The organism is Okeania sp. SIO2B3 (assembly GCF_010672525.1).
GTDB lineage: Bacteria > Cyanobacteriota > Cyanobacteriia > Cyanobacteriales > Microcoleaceae > Okeania.
In genome coordinates this window covers 1-13,055 of sequence record NZ_JAAHGH010000091.1, presented here as the reverse complement: position 1 = coordinate 13,055, position 13,055 = coordinate 1, and the positions used below count along the sequence as shown (strand labels likewise).

Here is a 13,055-nt window from a genome sequence, read left to right as displayed (position 1 = left end):
TCTTCTAATTTACGCTATCCAGCGAACATCCATTTTTAATCGCTGCCGTGTACTGATTGGCAAAATCGACCAAAGCTTCTAATTTTTTGTCAGGTGGATACCGTGACAGTACCCTATCCCTGGCCTCCTGTTCGTCGGGATTATTCGCCACAGCAGCTATCTGCAATGCTCCTGGATAGTATCGACAGTAAGTGTAAGTTCCATCGATATCGAGAAGCCAATTAGAATAAAGCTCCGATCTTTTCGGAAAAAATGACTCACTCGCATTCTTGGCGATAATATTGCGCTCATAATACAAAAGGCGGGTAAAAGACTCGATCGCATTTACTTGAATCCGCCCAATTAAGCGAGTATTCATATTCTGCATAATTTGGCTACCTACATGGGATTCAACGATCGTATTCGGGTCTTGCCCAGATAGAAAAACTCGAATCCCTGCTTTTGCTCCATTGGCGCATAATCTAGCAATGAGTGTGGCAATCTCCCTAAATTTGAACAAAATTGGACTTTCGTCTACAAAGAATATCGAAGCAGGGGAAGAAAGTGCTCGGCGTAGGGCTGCGGAATAAGCGCTTAATGCTAATATTGCAGCTTCACTTTGATTACTGAGATTCCGTAGAGCAAATACTAATAGGGAGACATCGGTAGGAAAACTAGAAGGATTACCGATTGCTTTACCTACTCTAGAGCCTTGCCAGTATTTTAATTGCAGCAAAATCTGAGCTTGAGCTTCCTGTAAAGTAGCCCCGCCTCCCAAAGCTTCTAAGTCCACATTCTCACAAAATTTAATATAATCCGTCAAAGTGGGTGTTTCTTTCCAAGCAGAACTCCCAAAACCCCCTGCTAATGCTTTGTTATACCGCTCTACAATAATATCGTCCTCAAAAAACTCAGAGAGAGCTTTACCGATCAAAGACCGGACTGTTTGTTCTAAAACGACCTTACCCTCAGATTCGGGCAAAACCATAGTTACCAAGGCCGATTCTAGGAATGCTCGATAATCTTGAAACCTCTCTTGCTGCTCTTCCGTTTCCACTCCCCGTAAGTCGGGGATTTCAAATAAATTATTACTTTCTTTGAGAATGTCGAAATAGGCTTGTCCGAGGAATTTAGTATAGTCTGTGAACGTAGATGTGCCATCGGGCTTGGGATAATCTAATGCCACCACGGGTATATTGGCAGCCAGAGCCATAGTCAGCATCCCCGATACCAATACAGATTTTCCCGATCTAGTTGTACCAAAAACAGCAACATTACGATGGGACTTAATAAAATCTATCTTAACCGGAGCACCACCTTCATCAGCAATTAACTCAAATCCCTTCTTAGATCCTGGTTTTGTCATAGTGATGGGAGTAAAACCTAGTGCTTCGTCAGTCAACAGTAATGACCGCCGATTGAATGGTGTAGATAGTATGTTTTCCCAGCAGATACAGAAGGTCTGTAGCCATACTTTCCAGGCATAATCCACTTCTCGGATTAATTTTGCTGGTAATTGGAAACAGTCTGAAAGCGTAGATATAGCATCATTGAGTTGAGGGATAGTCTGGCGATGTACTAATATAGTCATTGCCACATTCAACGGCACAGCTCCTTCGTAAATCTTTTCTTGAGTTTGGACAGATTTACGAGTATTCAAATTAGCGCCCACATCTATATTTTGGTGGTCTGCTGCCATTGATACGGCTAAATTATTCTGCTTAGTTACCCGCTGCATATTACTCTTGACCACCGTAGCATTAGCAGCACTAAATTGAGTAATAATTTCGACATCCTTGACCTGGGGTTTACATAATATTTCCCACAAATACCTCAACTGATCGGCTACACCATCAAATCCAGCAGGCTTGCTGCTGAGTACTGCCACGCCGACATAATGTTCTTTGCCACCACGGCGAATTTTGATATAACTTGGATGACCGTCCGGGCAATTAGGCAATCCTTTTTCTCCTTCAATTAAACGGGAAATAGGGTGTTTGTTAGTATTAATTTCTTCCTCTATTCCTTCCTTAGTTATTTTAAGAACTTGGGGAATTACCGGAGTTTTCTGGTCGTTGAATTTTTGCCAGATATAATGCCAATATTCCGAAGCCGACATAGGTTCAATGGTTAACCCCATTTTTATATCTAATAGTTGCTCCCATCTTAAATACCCTTCATTAAAAGCAGTGAGAAAAAATTTATGTCTTTTCTTTTTGCTAACTTCTCCTCCTTCCCCTTTCTTTCCTTGTAAGCCCGCCCAAAAATTATCTGTTTGGTTTGAAACCCAAATCACCAATTCATCAATTAAACTCTTGTTATCTCCTGTCTCTTCCACGACACTATCTACCGTATAAGTGGTAAAAATATACATGGATTTAGGCTGCCTTAAGCCTACCTTTTTCAATTCTTGTCCGCGTTTTTTTTCTCCTGCCAATAGTAGTTTCAACTGTATTAAAGGTGCTTTATCCATGAGAGAAGTTAGCTCGGCTAGTCTATCTTTATCATCAGAAAAGCTCCTGAGATGAAAAGTGATTCTTTCTTTTGGGGGTATCTCTTTCAATCCCGATTCCAGGGCTAATTTCGTCGGTACAAGTTGGTCTGTGCGTAAAGTTGGATGAATGCCTACTGTTTTGAAACCAAAAACCAATTTATAGTCTGATTTTCCTTTATGTAAAAGAGTGGCTCCTACATTTCTCCCTTTTATTTCAAATTGCACGAAACCTACTAGGTGAAATTCACCTTCAAAGGCTTTAAATACCTGCGATTTAGCTTTATTTTCTTCAATGAAATTGATCTTAACTTTGGTTTTTTGTTTGGTTTTTGTTTCAGTCATTGTCCCAAATAGACCTGTAGTCTAAATTACCCGCAACCCATCTCGGAGCAGGGTAAAATTTCCCCATAAATTTCCAAGTCTCGCTCCCTGTCAAAGCCCACCAAGAACCACAACCCCAAATAGTAACCAACCCCGTAGGCATTAAGCCTAAGCCCAATACACCTTGAGTTAAAACCAAGCTCACCACCGAAATAAATCCCCAAGGCAATATTTGTTCGCTTGGTATTGGTCCCAATGAAGGCTTACTATCTAAGATGGGCGAGACATAGATAAACTTTTCTGAGTCTTGTTCAGACATTTTTTTTATATGTATTTTGCCTATCAGTAGCAATTAAAAATTGTTAATTGTTAATTAGGGTTTGCGCTCATAAAGTATGAGTGGTAGGGGTAGGAGTCAGAATTCAGCAATCCTGCAATTCAGGAGGAATGAGAATTGTAGAAGAGGTAGTCAGAAAAATCGTCCCTTGATTTATGGCTCAACTCTTGCCCCAAATGCGCTCCTAATTAAACCATTACTACCTAAAAGCTAGTACTCCCTTAGTATCTGAAAAGGCTAAAACCTTTACCTGTAAAAATTTTGATATTTAATCAGCAAACCCTAATTATTAATTATTAATTTTCGGTGAGACGGCTACACAACTACGGAGTGGGAGCGGGACCACCACCACCATCACCAATAATCATGCCGGATAGTACTTCACCAATACCTACCGTTATGGCTACGATTAAAGGTGTTCTGGCTACCTGCTGCCAGTCTTGGTCTTGCCTCGCTGCGTTAATAATTTGAATCAGGGCGATCGCCAAGTACAGCAGAATCAAAGCACGCAATACACCAAAGATAACTGTGATGATTTCTGTGGGGATCGAATCCGAGAATGTAGTGGTAAAGAATTCTTCTGCTGCATTGAAGAACTGAGCATTGGCCGGGGCCATTACGGAAGTAGATACCCCTGCCCCGAAGAAGAACGGTAACAGAGGTATCTTACGCAGCTTGTCTAATTCTGGTTCGAGACGAATCAATGTTTCACCTAATTCAGGATAAATATTTCTGAGTCGGCGGTGTACTATTTTTAAAGTTTTTCGGGATGCAAAGGATATAGCAGATTTTATTGCCACATAAGCTACCATAGAAAATGCCAGTCCTGGAGAAGACATGGCTATAGCAATACCAATAGTACTAACAACTCCAGTAATTCTTAATACCTTGAAGAAATTCCCCACAGGAGATGAGCTGCGGTTTCGGTTTCTGGAAAGCGCAAATGCTTCAACAGCAGTTGTGTTCATTTTTACTCGCTTAATGTATTAGTTATTTTGCTTCTGTAATCACAATAGCGAGTAAATTTTCTGAAAGATCGTGTTTGATTTACAATTTGTTCACAAGTTCGTCACAAATCGGTCACGAGCTAATCACAATAAATTTTCTTGTACAGTTTTTACATATAAATCGTCATTTTTAAGTATTTTTTTCTGACCTACTTCACATTTACACCTAAGTTGATTTTTCAAATTTTTTCCATTACATTTCTTTCATAGGTACATTCTAATTCCTTTGTGGTCAGTAAAAGTAATATAAATGTAGTCCTTTTTTTGTATCATAGCAAAATCAGGCCGATTGAGTATTTTTGCATAGCCACTTTTGGTGCAGATGTTGGAAAATAGGGCGATTTTTACCACTGATGGTGTTAGTATATCCTGCACCAAGATATGATAATGTCGTACTTTTGTCACATGGTAAACAAAGTCGAACCATACGGCAAAAAAGTTATCATATTGTACTTTCAATTTGCATTTTATTTTGAGCTAAGATGGAAATTTCAGCAGCAAAAAAGACCAAAGATAGCATTTTATCCATTCGTATATATGCCGAAGATAAAGAAGCGATCGCTAAACTAGCAGCAGGCTATCAAATTTCAGTCTCCGACTTCATTATCCGCACCGCGTTTAATAAGCCTTTGCCCACTTCTCCCGTAACCAATACAAAAGTAAAAGAGGTAATTGAGGCATTGATCGTCGAATCGTATAAAATCCGGGCTAGTGTTAAAGAGTTATCTTCTGAATCAACTAAATATAATTTATTATCTGAACTTGAAAATTTAATTCAAAAATTAAATAAACTAGGCTGTTATTTATATGGTGAGTCTTAACTAATATCTGTCCAGATATTAACAAAAAATCAGGAGCTAAATGTACAATTATATTGATCGCACATTAACTTTCAAACAAGCATTAAAGACCGACATGGAATTACTTTATACCAATATTCCATGCAACAATATAAATTTCAATAATCTAGAATATTTTGCAGACATAATGATGCGAAGAGCTGTCAAGAATCAAAGTAAACTTCCTTGTTATAAGATATCTCTAGTAACTTCAAAACACGACTTTCTGCTTACAAAAAAACAATGGATAGAACTAGCTGAAGCTTTTATTGGTGTAGCTTCTCTCAAAAACTATCAACGAGTAATTCTAGTGTCCATAGATTTATCAAGAATAGATATCGTTGTGAATTTGATTGATAACTCTGGCGACAAATGGATAAATCATGTACCTCATATTTTTTACTTATTACATGAAACCGAGAGGAATTTTGGCATAAAACCAGACAGATTATCATACAGAAAGAGGGATTCCCATTATCATCCTCATCATCCTCACTTGTTTACCATGCGTACTAAATGCAGTTGTGCTACATCCTTTAGAACTACCCTGTCTTATGTACTGGGAAAGAAAGAATCTACACTAATCGCCACTAATATCCCTGTTCGATCTGTAGATACCAAAGAAGTCACTAATGAAATCATTAAATATATGACCGCACGAAGTCAAAACAGGGGAGCAAAAAAAAGTTGTTACCATGTTTCTATATCTCCAGCCGACAAAGATATACAGATAGGGATCTCCCACAGAAAGTGGATAGATATATCAGAATCTTTTACTCAAAAAATAGGACTTGAAGACAATCAAAGAGTATATGTAATCCATGAGGATACAGGTCGCCCCCATTTACACTGTGTCTTTAATCTCATCAATCGCAATGGCAAAATATCGCACCTACACAATAATTACTATCAGAATCAAGCTGCGTTAAAAGAAATAGAAAAAGAGTTTAATTTAGAAGAGACCTGGAGTAAAAATCATTGGCTGCGTACAACCTCATCGAACTCATCACACACACAAGAACATCTTAATAATCACTTCCGGAAGTATCGTTTGTTTCTTGAAGATTTCAATCTAAACGACCTTTTCGTAGGGGATTATAGATTAATTCTCAACAATAATCATCTAGGTGTTTATGGCAGTAATTCTAATACAATACCTTTGATATCTGCGCATTTTACCACAGATAGATGGCTAATAGAACATAAGAATACTCAGCAAGAACTTCTAATATTCCAGCAATTGGACAAAGAAATACAAAATTACTTGAAAACACAGCAATTTCAGAAACGTCAGACGAAAAAAAGCGAAATAGAACTATGAATAATTCAAAAAAAACTTTATATTTACTAAAACCCACATATATTTCTACTCTAGATATCACCATATTTTATTCTGATAAATCAGTAGGGACTTACATAGGAAGTAATGAATATATATCTATTTCCGATCTATCTAAAACAATAAAAAAATATACAGGAGACGATATATCTACATATGATTTAACTACAGTATATAGGTTTAACGATCTAAATTTACTTATTTTTAAAGATGCTTTGAATATATTGGAACTTAAACTAAGCTGCCGTCAATTACTATCAATTTGTACAAATATCATATCTGGATTATTTTTATCTTATGTGAATGAGAATAATGTAGAAAAATATCGTGGTGAATTGGATAAATGTAAAAAAAGCATCATCGAATTAGGTATGTATAATACTGAACTGGAAAAAGAATTAAATCATTGGCGAACCTTATATGGAAAAGTTTAGATATCCTAAAAATAGCAAGTAAGGTTCGGTAGCCAGGAGCAATCCTTGTATAAGTTTCAGCAACAGGCACTTAGAATAATTACTTCAATACAAAAAGTTTTTCCGATAGCAAATGCTATCGGAAAAAACAGAGCATTTTTAAGAGTTGCCAAAGACAACTCTTAAGAATGCCCTCAGAAATTGATCAAAATTGAAAATACCAATAGACTTTCAACCTCTGTTTTAGGTTAGTGGTAAGGATAAAGTTACAACTGTACCGACATTCACTTGAGAAAATACCTCTATTTTGCCTTCTAAATCCCCAACTAATTTTTTGACTACAGTCATCCCCAGACCATGCCCTGCTATATTATGCTGAACTTTTTGAGAACGCCAACAACAATCAAATATATATGGGACTTCCTTCTCACTATCCATGCCTATCCCTGTATCTTCAATAATTATTTTGATACTTGTGTGTTCGTACTCAGCCAATATCAAAATAGAACCCGCAACCGTATATTTTAAAGAATTGGTTAGCAGATTAGTTAATATCTGATGCAGCACATTTTTATCTATGTTGAGAGGAGGCAAAGAATCACGAACTTCCACAATAATATCTATACCATTATTGTTCAAAAATCTTAGCTGTAGGACTATATTGTTTATTAAATCATGGATAAAAAAAGGAGAATTATTTGATGTTTTTCTGAAAAAAGAAGCTTTTTCAGGATCAAAATTGACTATTATTTCCTCAATTCGCTCTATTTCATCAACAACAATCTTAAATTCATCCGTTTTTTTTTCACAAAAAAAGCCTTTGAGAACTGATATAGGTGTAAGCAGTTCGTGCTTTAAAAATCGACAAGTATCTTGATTTTTTCTATCTGTTTTATCTGATATTGCTGCTATTTTACAGCCCATTACAAAAGAAATAATATTAACACGAACTGGGCAATATAACTCTGATAACTCAGACTTGTAGACCTCTGGTACTGAATAATATTCTTGCTCGGTATAATATTCTTTTTCAGGATAGACAGATAGTAATAACGACACAAAAAGTATGATACCTTTTGTTACATTAAGCCAAATGTCGTATATGAGCATCGTCTTTGATGAAAGCATTATCATTATAAGAATAACCCAAGTGTCTATTACTTTCAATTAAAATATTGGCTGCACCTAATTTTTTCTTGATTCTATGTATGTTCGTACTCACTACACTGTACGAACAGCAAGCACCCCATAAATGTAAGCCTATATCTCTTCTATTTACAAAACGTCCGGCGGATTGAATTAAAAGTTTAAACAAGCGTAATTCTGTTTCAGTGAGATAAGTTTCTTTTTCTTCCTCATCAGGAAGATTTATATATACCCGCCCATTAGGCAAGATGCGTAAATATTTAGTTTGTATTTCTAAATCAAATTGATTCCGTGACACAGGAAGATCGCGATGCCCTCTGGTAGACATTAGTGCCAACCGAATAGGGAGCTCTTCATAATCAATAGGCTTACAGATATAATCATCTATCCCTATTTTGTATCCTTGAATTTTACTTTGAGTACTGCTCAATCCTGTCAGCATACAAATATAAGGGTCATACTCATTTATTTTGGTGCGGACATACTCACAGATGGTATCGCCACTTATGTCTGGTAAACATCGATCTAATAATATCAAATCAGGTTTGTATGCATTTATTAGCAATATACCTTCTTCACCTGTAGAAGATGTTTTGATTTCCCAGTTAGGGATTTTTGTTTCCAAAATAGTCTTTAAAATTATCAATTGATTTGAATTATCTTCGATAATCACAACTCTTTTTACAGTCATTATTACTCCTATTTTTGTAAAGTTTTATTAAGAAAAAAAGCTTCATAATATACAATATTTTTTATACAAAAATATCTCAATTTTTTTGATATTATTCTGTTCTTTATATTTTATTAAAGTTTATTGCATCTAAGGGGTTGCTTTAGCTAGTAGATGGGTTTAATTATCCGTAAAATAGTGAAGGGAATTCAAAGCGTTTTTATATCTTAAAAATAGCCTTCCAGATTCTGTTTCAGACTCTTATTACAATAAAAAAATAATTGGTAATTACTCTATTTGCTAGTGTTGAATCCAATAATTTTTATGAAACTTAACAGAATGCACTTTATAGTCATTTCAGTTTAGATTGAGACGAGAGTTTCTTACTGTGAAATAGTTTGAACTAAAAAAGTGTCTCATCCTTAAGTTAAACAACTATAAATATACATAAACTGTACAAGAAAATTTATTGTGATTAACTCGTGACCGACTTGTGACCAACTTGTGACCGAACTGTAAATCAAACACAATATTTGGAGAATATTTTTGACTAATATATTTTTGTAGACAAGAGATAAATGCAATAATGGTTCAAACTCAAGATGTAAATGTACAAGATTCCATACCAAAAAAAATAGATGAAAATGATGTAGATGTACAAGATTCCATACCGAAAAAATTTGATAAAATTGTTGTTGTGGCTGATTTTGGAGGTATGGGGACTAAAGCTATTGCTTCTGCAAATAAAAAGGATAAAAATATAATTTTACCTATATTTATGGGTTCTGAAATTGCTAATGTCAGTCGTAGTTCAATCGAAATATTGGAAAAAGAAACATTTAGTAATTATGGTGAACCAGAGCATAGAGCATGGTGTGGTGTGAAGGACGCACATTACAAAGTTATTGGTAGTTTAGCAGAAAAATTTAGTGGATTTACTTTGTTAAAACCTCCAAAGTATGAATTAGCGATATTCAAAACTTTAGCCCTTTTGTGGGTGATCAAGGAGAAATGGAATCTACCATCAAAGTTTGCCATTTATTTTGGCCTACTCATACCTCCTGGGGAGTACAATGATAGATTTGAATTAGAAAAATTGTTAAAACAAGCTTGTCAAAGTTTTAATACTCCTTCTGGAGAGATGTCTGTTACGCTTGAAGATTTTGATTGCAAACCAGAAAGCGCAGGAATTACGCTCTATCTAAAAAACAACCCTAAATATAGGTTCAATCAGCAAAACTTTTCTGTAGTCATGCTAGGTTACAGAAATGCCAGCTTGATTACTTTCAAACGTGGGCAACCTATCAACAAATACTCTTCTGATTTAGGGATGAATTTTATGATTGAAAAATTCAGAAATTTTACCTGCAAAAAAAACCCTGTATCGGAATTATTACCAATAATTGTAGCTGCCAACTCTGATTTGGAAAATGCGAATACATATCTTAATAAATTAATAGATACTACTTTTATCAACAATACCGTATCCCAATTACAGAGATTGAAAGATGGTCTTCATCTTTCTCGTGCCGAATATTTTGAAGCTTTGAAAAATTGGCTATTAGAATTTATACCATTTGACAATAATATCATCGTCTTCTGTGGAGGTACTGCTGAATTTCTAAGAAGTGAGATACATTATTTTAATGGGACACGGAATAATGAGATGTTGATTTTTGATGGTATAAAACCTCCTAACAGGATAGACAAATATTCATTGAAAGAACGAATATATGACCTCTATTGTTACTATTTATATTATCTACCAACTTGACGCCAGTGATTTACAATGTGCTATCGAAGTGTAAATATTCCACAACTCGCAGAAGATGATCGACAATAACAGTAAGTATTCTTATGTTCGCATCAAATATAAAACTGGGGGCACAGATGAGATACTTTTTAATTATTTAAAACAGAAAGATGAGCCTTTAAAAAGTATCATTTTAGAAGCTCTAGAAATACTTTGGTTGCCCTACGCCTTAACATCTGTAGAATCTTCTCCAGAAACTATACATAATGAGGTTGAACTATCTTATCAAAAATTTATCAACCATTTTCAGCTTATGTGCTTAATGCTTGGGTGTAAGTCTTTACAGCAACCTCTAGCAGTAACAAATCAAGCACAACTTCCTAATGGAGCAAAAGGAGAGAAGGTAGACGAAGAAGAAGAATTAGATGATGAACAACAATTAGATAAAGATCGAGAAATATTTCAAAATGGAGAAACTATAAATTTTTAAAAGGAGGATTAACATGAATTGTATACATTTAGTTGATGGGGAGAAAGGCGGAGTAGGAAAATCCGTTGTTGCTCAAGCTATGTTTTACTATTGCCTTCAAACTTTAAGGTTGATCGGGTCAAATTCTCTCGAAAAAGAACGAGTAAATTCTTTATTAAAGAACGAGCTTACTGGTATTACAAAGGAGGTTGATATTTTTAATGATGAAACTAGAGAAAACTGTCAATATATCCCCTTGATTTTGATTGATGCAGATCGAACTAATCCTGATGTCAAAAGAGTTTACGCTCAACAGTATTCAGAATTGTTAGTAGAAGGTTTTTTTACTGAAAACCTTCGGGAACAAAAAACTGCTGATTCTATTTTTGATGCTTCTATTGGTAAAATCGCTATCATAAATGTTCCATCAGCAGCAAAACGCGCAATAGATTCTTGGTTTTCCATAAATGACTTATTCGGTCTAGCAGAATCTTTACCTACTCCAGTAAAATTTGTCAGGTGGTTTGTTACTAATGGCGAACATAACAGTATGAATTTATTTGTTGATTCTATTAACAAGTATTCCCACAAAATGACTCACGTTTTAGTGAAAAACCACCACTTTAGTGATGATTGGAATTTGTTGGAAGAACCTGTATATGCAACAGCTATTTCAAAAGCTTTAACTATAGATTTTCCTACACTTAAAGAATCTTGTGCTACTGAAATTAGAGGTTCGGAAATGTCTTACGATCGGGCGTTAAATGGAGAAGGTTATTTTAGAAACAAAGTAGTCGATCGCCATGTTGTTAAAGTTTTTATTGATAAATTTTCAGCTATTTTTAAACAAACCGAACAATTCAAAAACTTAGAGGAATTAGGGCACAATCTCTATGATAACAATCTTTCAGGATTTTCTACCAGCCCTTTGTCTATCAGTCCTGAAAATACTATCACAGCCAACAACACTGTAGAACAGATAAGTAATGAAAAAACCAATGCCAGATATACCGCTACAAAATCACAAAAATCCAGTAAATCAAGTAAGTAGTAAACTCGAAGAAGTTAGAGTTGTAGAGGAAGTCCATAGCCAAACGACGACCCCCGATCCACATTCCTTTAATAATTTCCAGGGGAAAAACTTACTAGATGAACTACTAGAAGGAAAACCCGATGCTTACAAAGCTAAGTTAGAAGGATTGGTGAGGACAACAGGAGTTACTGTTGACGACCCTATATTTCTCATCTTAGTGGCTTCAGGGAGACTAGAATTATTATTAGACGAAGCTCCTCAAACTTTCGGACATATTCTTGATTGCTGGACTTTAGAATTAGAAACTTGGCGAGATAAACTAAAAGTGAGCATGGAGCTAGCACAAAGAACTTCCGTGCTTGAACAACAGGCAGCGATCGCATCTGCCGTGGCCTCTTCTCTGAATACTGCCAAAACTGAAACCACCAAGCAATATCTCAATGCCGTACCCTGGGCTAGTGTTACTGCTGGAGCTTGTGTGCTGGGAGGGATAGCAATCGGATTTCTCAGTGGGATGACAGTGCCACCTTACTTACAAGGAGGAATAGATCCTAGTAGTCCTGTCAAATTAACTCGCGTGCAGGCAAATGCTCTTGCTTGGGCTATGAGTCCAGAGGGGAAACAAGCTAAAAATATATTAGATTGGAATAAGGATTACATTAATTCAGGCCAATGTCTGAATGATGCTAAAAATCTCAAAATTAAGATGAGTTATAATAATCGACCAGTCAAAGATGGTTTTTGTACTCTTTGGGTTAAGCCTCCACAGGAACGTAGTGCAAGCAATTAAATTTAAGGATAGCGTCAAATTAAGATGATTGAAATCAATATTAAACTGGCAAAACCAAGTAGTAGTAAAGAATATTTGCTCGGAGAAATTTGCCATCAAATTTTTGCCAAAGCTTTTCCTGAATATTTCTGTCCAAAAGTGAAAACAATCGAGTCTTTTATCAAAGAAATAACTCAAATAACTAATATAATTAACTGCCCTAAAATTTATTTAATTTTAGAGAAAAGCAAAGCTAGTGCTGAATTAATTGAACTGGCTTTACGCTTAAGAAAATACTTCTTAATAGTCTGGATACCCGAGACAGGGAAAAATTTAAGCGGTTTTCCACACAATAAAGCAAATTATCAAGAAGTTGTTAAATTTCAATTGCAACAACTTTAATAATCAATACTCCGGCATTGATAAATTACTAATTGTTAATAATTAATTATTTTCAATATGTAGTTACTGTCAAGCGATCGCCTA

14 protein-coding genes are annotated in these 13,055 nt (G+C 35.5%); 8 read left to right on the top strand and 6 right to left on the bottom strand.

The features are described from left to right. Positions 1-4 precede the first annotated feature (4 nt). From F6K15_RS30510 to F6K15_RS30495, 4 genes are all read right to left on the bottom strand, one after another. Positions 5-2,815 (bottom strand): hypothetical protein, encoded by a 2,811-nt coding sequence (locus F6K15_RS30510; protein WP_293068581.1) that lies wholly within the window; start codon positions 2,813-2,815, stop codon positions 5-7. Further along, positions 2,808-3,113: a hypothetical protein gene (locus F6K15_RS30505; RefSeq protein WP_293068579.1), complete on the bottom strand. Its 306-nt coding sequence runs from the start codon at positions 3,111-3,113 to the stop codon at positions 2,808-2,810. Before F6K15_RS30505 ends, F6K15_RS30510 begins: the two co-directional genes overlap by 8 nt. Before the next feature lie 341 nt (positions 3,114-3,454). Continuing rightward, on the bottom strand, positions 3,455-4,099 hold the full coding sequence (locus F6K15_RS30500; protein WP_293068577.1) for a hypothetical protein: 645 nt from the start codon (positions 4,097-4,099) through the stop codon (positions 3,455-3,457). Positions 4,100-4,342: 243 nt separating this feature from the next. Further along, positions 4,343-4,597, bottom strand: coding sequence for a hypothetical protein (locus F6K15_RS30495; RefSeq protein WP_293068574.1), 255 nt, complete (start codon positions 4,595-4,597; stop codon positions 4,343-4,345). Positions 4,598-4,620: 23 nt separating this feature from the next. Between F6K15_RS30495 and F6K15_RS30490 the strand changes: the two genes are divergently transcribed. The 3 genes from F6K15_RS30490 (at position 4,621) to F6K15_RS30480 (ending at position 6,750) form a co-directional block, all read left to right on the top strand. Beyond that, on the top strand, positions 4,621-4,959 hold the full coding sequence (locus F6K15_RS30490; RefSeq protein WP_293068571.1) for a hypothetical protein: 339 nt from the start codon (positions 4,621-4,623) through the stop codon (positions 4,957-4,959). Positions 4,960-5,125: 166 nt separating this feature from the next. Continuing rightward, complete coding sequence (locus tag F6K15_RS30485) at positions 5,126-6,298, top strand: relaxase/mobilization nuclease domain-containing protein (protein ID WP_293068568.1); 1,173 nt, start codon at positions 5,126-5,128, stop codon at positions 6,296-6,298. After that, a complete protein-coding gene (locus tag F6K15_RS30480; protein ID WP_293068565.1) occupies positions 6,295-6,750 on the top strand; it encodes a hypothetical protein in 456 nt (151 codons plus the stop codon). The genes F6K15_RS30485 and F6K15_RS30480 overlap by 4 nt, the downstream gene beginning before the upstream one ends. A 222-nt stretch (positions 6,751-6,972) precedes the next feature. On the opposite strand, the gene F6K15_RS30475 is transcribed toward F6K15_RS30480, so the two are convergent. Together F6K15_RS30475 and F6K15_RS30470 are read right to left on the bottom strand one after the other, a co-directional pair. Continuing rightward, entirely contained in the window at positions 6,973-7,857 is an 885-nt protein-coding gene (locus F6K15_RS30475; RefSeq protein ID WP_293068562.1) for a HAMP domain-containing sensor histidine kinase, read from the bottom strand. After that, positions 7,814-8,566: a response regulator transcription factor gene (locus F6K15_RS30470; RefSeq protein ID WP_293068560.1), complete on the bottom strand. Its 753-nt coding sequence runs from the start codon at positions 8,564-8,566 to the stop codon at positions 7,814-7,816. The genes F6K15_RS30475 and F6K15_RS30470 overlap by 44 nt, the downstream gene beginning before the upstream one ends. 565 nt (positions 8,567-9,131) lie before the next feature. Here F6K15_RS30470 and F6K15_RS30465 point away from each other — a divergent pair. From F6K15_RS30465 to F6K15_RS30445, 5 genes are read left to right on the top strand one after another with little or no spacing between them, the layout of a single operon-like run. Continuing rightward, a complete protein-coding gene (locus F6K15_RS30465) occupies positions 9,132-10,319 on the top strand; it encodes a ParM/StbA family protein (protein ID WP_293068557.1) in 1,188 nt (395 codons plus the stop codon). Between the two features lie 55 nt (positions 10,320-10,374). Then, positions 10,375-10,788, top strand: a complete 414-nt coding sequence (locus tag F6K15_RS30460; RefSeq protein ID WP_293068555.1) for a hypothetical protein — start codon at positions 10,375-10,377, stop codon at positions 10,786-10,788. Positions 10,789-10,801: 13 nt separating this feature from the next. Next, positions 10,802-11,818, top strand: coding sequence for a hypothetical protein (locus F6K15_RS30455; RefSeq protein WP_293068552.1), 1,017 nt, complete (start codon positions 10,802-10,804; stop codon positions 11,816-11,818). Beyond that, a complete protein-coding gene (locus F6K15_RS30450; protein ID WP_293068549.1) occupies positions 11,766-12,590 on the top strand; it encodes a DUF6753 family protein in 825 nt (274 codons plus the stop codon). The genes F6K15_RS30455 and F6K15_RS30450 overlap by 53 nt, the downstream gene beginning before the upstream one ends. Before the next feature lie 24 nt (positions 12,591-12,614). After that, positions 12,615-12,971 (top strand): hypothetical protein, encoded by a 357-nt coding sequence (locus F6K15_RS30445; protein ID WP_293068546.1) that lies wholly within the window; start codon positions 12,615-12,617, stop codon positions 12,969-12,971. Positions 12,972-13,055 lie beyond the last annotated feature (84 nt).

Bases quoted from the DNA above. Each gene is read 5' to 3' on its own strand.
- F6K15_RS30510 (WP_293068581.1), bottom strand. From the start codon at position 2,815: ATGACTGAAACAAAAACCAAACAAAAAACCAAAGTTAAGATCAATTTC.
- F6K15_RS30505 (WP_293068579.1), bottom strand. From the start codon at position 3,113: ATGTCTGAACAAGACTCAGAAAAGTTTATCTATGTCTCGCCCATCTTA.
- F6K15_RS30500 (WP_293068577.1), bottom strand. From the start codon at position 4,099: ATGAACACAACTGCTGTTGAAGCATTTGCGCTTTCCAGAAACCGAAAC.
- F6K15_RS30490 (WP_293068571.1), top strand. From the start codon at position 4,621: ATGGAAATTTCAGCAGCAAAAAAGACCAAAGATAGCATTTTATCCATT.
- F6K15_RS30485 (WP_293068568.1), top strand. From the start codon at position 5,126: ATGATGCGAAGAGCTGTCAAGAATCAAAGTAAACTTCCTTGTTATAAG.
- F6K15_RS30480 (WP_293068565.1), top strand. From the start codon at position 6,295: ATGAATAATTCAAAAAAAACTTTATATTTACTAAAACCCACATATATT.
- F6K15_RS30475 (WP_293068562.1), bottom strand. From the start codon at position 7,857: ATGCTTTCATCAAAGACGATGCTCATATACGACATTTGGCTTAATGTA.
- F6K15_RS30470 (WP_293068560.1), bottom strand. From the start codon at position 8,566: ATGACTGTAAAAAGAGTTGTGATTATCGAAGATAATTCAAATCAATTG.
- F6K15_RS30465 (WP_293068557.1), top strand. From the start codon at position 9,132: ATGGTTCAAACTCAAGATGTAAATGTACAAGATTCCATACCAAAAAAA.
- F6K15_RS30460 (WP_293068555.1), top strand. From the start codon at position 10,375: ATGATCGACAATAACAGTAAGTATTCTTATGTTCGCATCAAATATAAA.
- F6K15_RS30455 (WP_293068552.1), top strand. From the start codon at position 10,802: ATGAATTGTATACATTTAGTTGATGGGGAGAAAGGCGGAGTAGGAAAA.
- F6K15_RS30450 (WP_293068549.1), top strand. From the start codon at position 11,766: ATGCCAGATATACCGCTACAAAATCACAAAAATCCAGTAAATCAAGTA.
- F6K15_RS30445 (WP_293068546.1), top strand. From the start codon at position 12,615: ATGATTGAAATCAATATTAAACTGGCAAAACCAAGTAGTAGTAAAGAA.